Raw genomic sequence first — 2,033 nt, forward strand, 5'->3', positions numbered from 1 at the left:
ACCCAGGGGGCCGGGGGAGGTGGGGCGAACGGGTCAGGAGAGGTGGACGAGGCCAACGGGGCATGCGGACCGGGTGCGACGGGCCCGAACCCTCCGGTGGACGGCCCGAATCCCCCGGGCTGCGGCCCGGACTCCGCGGGCGGCGGCCCGAACGACATGCTTCCCCCTCGCTGACCGAAACGCCTCCGGCCGGCCGAAGTCGGCTGCTGTACACGGGCAAAGGCAACGGCGTGCAGCCCTCAACTCACCGATGCGATGATCGCACGCATGTCTGATCACGGGGCAGCCGGTGGCGCGTCGACCGGCGTACGCCGGTCGAGGATCGCCGACTACGCGGAGTCGACCACCCCACCGGAGCCGGTCCCGACGCCCCTCGACGGCGTTGCCACATCCCCCATCTCCGGCGAGGTCCCTGCCGACGAGGCATCCCTTGTCCGCCGCCGTCGGCGTGAAGGCGCCGCGCTGCTGGGCGAGTTCCGCCGTACCGCCGTGCTGCTGCCCCTCGGGGACGAGGACGCCCCGCTGACCGCCGACTTCGGAGGCATCCGCTGGATCTACGCCTTCTCGGACGAGCCCGCGCTCGCCCGGTTCGCCATCGCAAGGGGTGAAGGCGCTCGGGAGTGGTCGTACGAGCGGATCCTGGGCGCCCGGCTGCTGGACGTGGCGATCCCGGCGATGCCGGTCCCGTACGGGGTGGCGCTGGATGTCGGCAGCGAGGGCGAGGGCGCGCTGTTCCCGCCGGTACGGGGGATCGTGCCGGACGCGGCGGCGCTCGACCTATCCGGAGTACCCGACGTACCCGGCGTACCTGATCTACCTGTCGCACCCGGCATGGAGACCACGAACGAGAGCGGGGGGCCGGCGAGATGAGTGACGCCGACACGGGAAGCGGCGGCACCGGTACCGGCGGCACGGCCGGGGCGGACGCCAAGGACATCCAGCTCCAGGGCCTGGACCTCATCACTCAGGGCATCACGCTGGCCCTGGACGAACTGCGCGAGATCGGCATGCTCGGCGAGGCGGGCATGGGCCGGGGCTTCTCCGAACTTGCGCTCTCAGGCATGGAGTTGGGGCACGAGGGTCTGACCTCCACCCTCAACTCGTTCTGCGAGCGGTGGGAGTGGGGGGTGCGCTCGCTGGTCCAGGAGGGCAACGCGTTCGCGGACGCCGTGGGGCTGTCGGCGGGGACGCTGCACGAGACCGACCAGTACATCGCGGGCACGCTCAAGATCGGCGCGAACGCGGTGATGGGCAACCCGCACCTCTCCGAGGACGAGGTCAGCGGGATGACCTGGAGCGAGATCGGCGACCACCACGCCCTCGCCGACCCGGACTGGAGCGGAGAGTCCTGGGAGCGGGCGCAGGAGAACGTCGACCGGACCTGGAACGATGTCGGGGGCAACGGCTGATGGGCACGCTGGACGACCTGGGGGACCTCGCCGACTCGGCGCTCGGCAAGGGCGAGGAACTGCTGGACGGGGGCAAGAAGCTCCTCGGCGAGGGCGTCGACAAGGGTTCCGAGATCGTCGGTGACCGCCTGCGGGACGTCGGTCTCGGGTACGCGGCTGACAAGGTGGAGGACCTCGGCGACGAGTGGGCCTCGGACCTCGGGGCCACCCCCGGTGAGAAGCAGCTCGGCGAGACGTGGGAGGCCGACGAACTCGTCCACGGCGACCCGGCGCGCATCCGGGAGTCCGCGAAGCACCTGACGGACTTCCACACGGCCTTCGGCAAGGTCGGCGACGGCATGCGCAAACTCGACTCGTCGAACTGGAAGGGCGAGGCGGCCGACACGTTCCGCGAGCAGTTCGCGATGCACCCGAAGAAGTGGCTGCACGCGGCGGACGCCTGCGACAAGGCCGGCAAGGCGCTCGACGGGTACGCCGACACCGTCAAGTGGGCCCAGGGCCAGGCGCGGGACGCGATCGACGCGTACAAGGCCGGCCGGGAGGCGTCCGAGAAGGCGGTCGACGCGTACAACACCAAGGTCGACGCGTACAACGCCAAGGTGAAGGCCGGCGAGGACCCCGGGC

Annotated in this window: 3 protein-coding genes; all 3 read left to right on the top strand. The window is 71.3% G+C overall.

Translation table 11 applies throughout. The features are described 5' to 3' along the window. The first annotated feature begins 267 nt into the window (after positions 1 to 267). Positions 268 to 870: a hypothetical protein gene (locus tag AOK23_RS38730; protein WP_240496758.1), complete on the top strand. Its 603-nt coding sequence runs from the start codon at positions 268 to 270 to the stop codon at positions 868 to 870. Beyond that, entirely contained in the window at positions 867 to 1,409 is a 543-nt protein-coding gene (locus tag AOK23_RS38735; protein ID WP_055717154.1) for a hypothetical protein, read from the top strand. Before AOK23_RS38730 ends, AOK23_RS38735 begins: the two co-directional genes overlap by 4 nt. Beyond that, the coding region (locus AOK23_RS38740; RefSeq protein ID WP_055717155.1) for a putative T7SS-secreted protein at positions 1,409 to 2,033 on the top strand (625 nt) is incomplete at its 3' end. The genes AOK23_RS38735 and AOK23_RS38740, both read left to right, overlap by 1 nt.

This window comes from Streptomyces torulosus, assembly GCF_001419765.1.
Classification (GTDB): domain Bacteria; phylum Actinomycetota; class Actinomycetes; order Streptomycetales; family Streptomycetaceae; genus Streptomyces; species Streptomyces torulosus.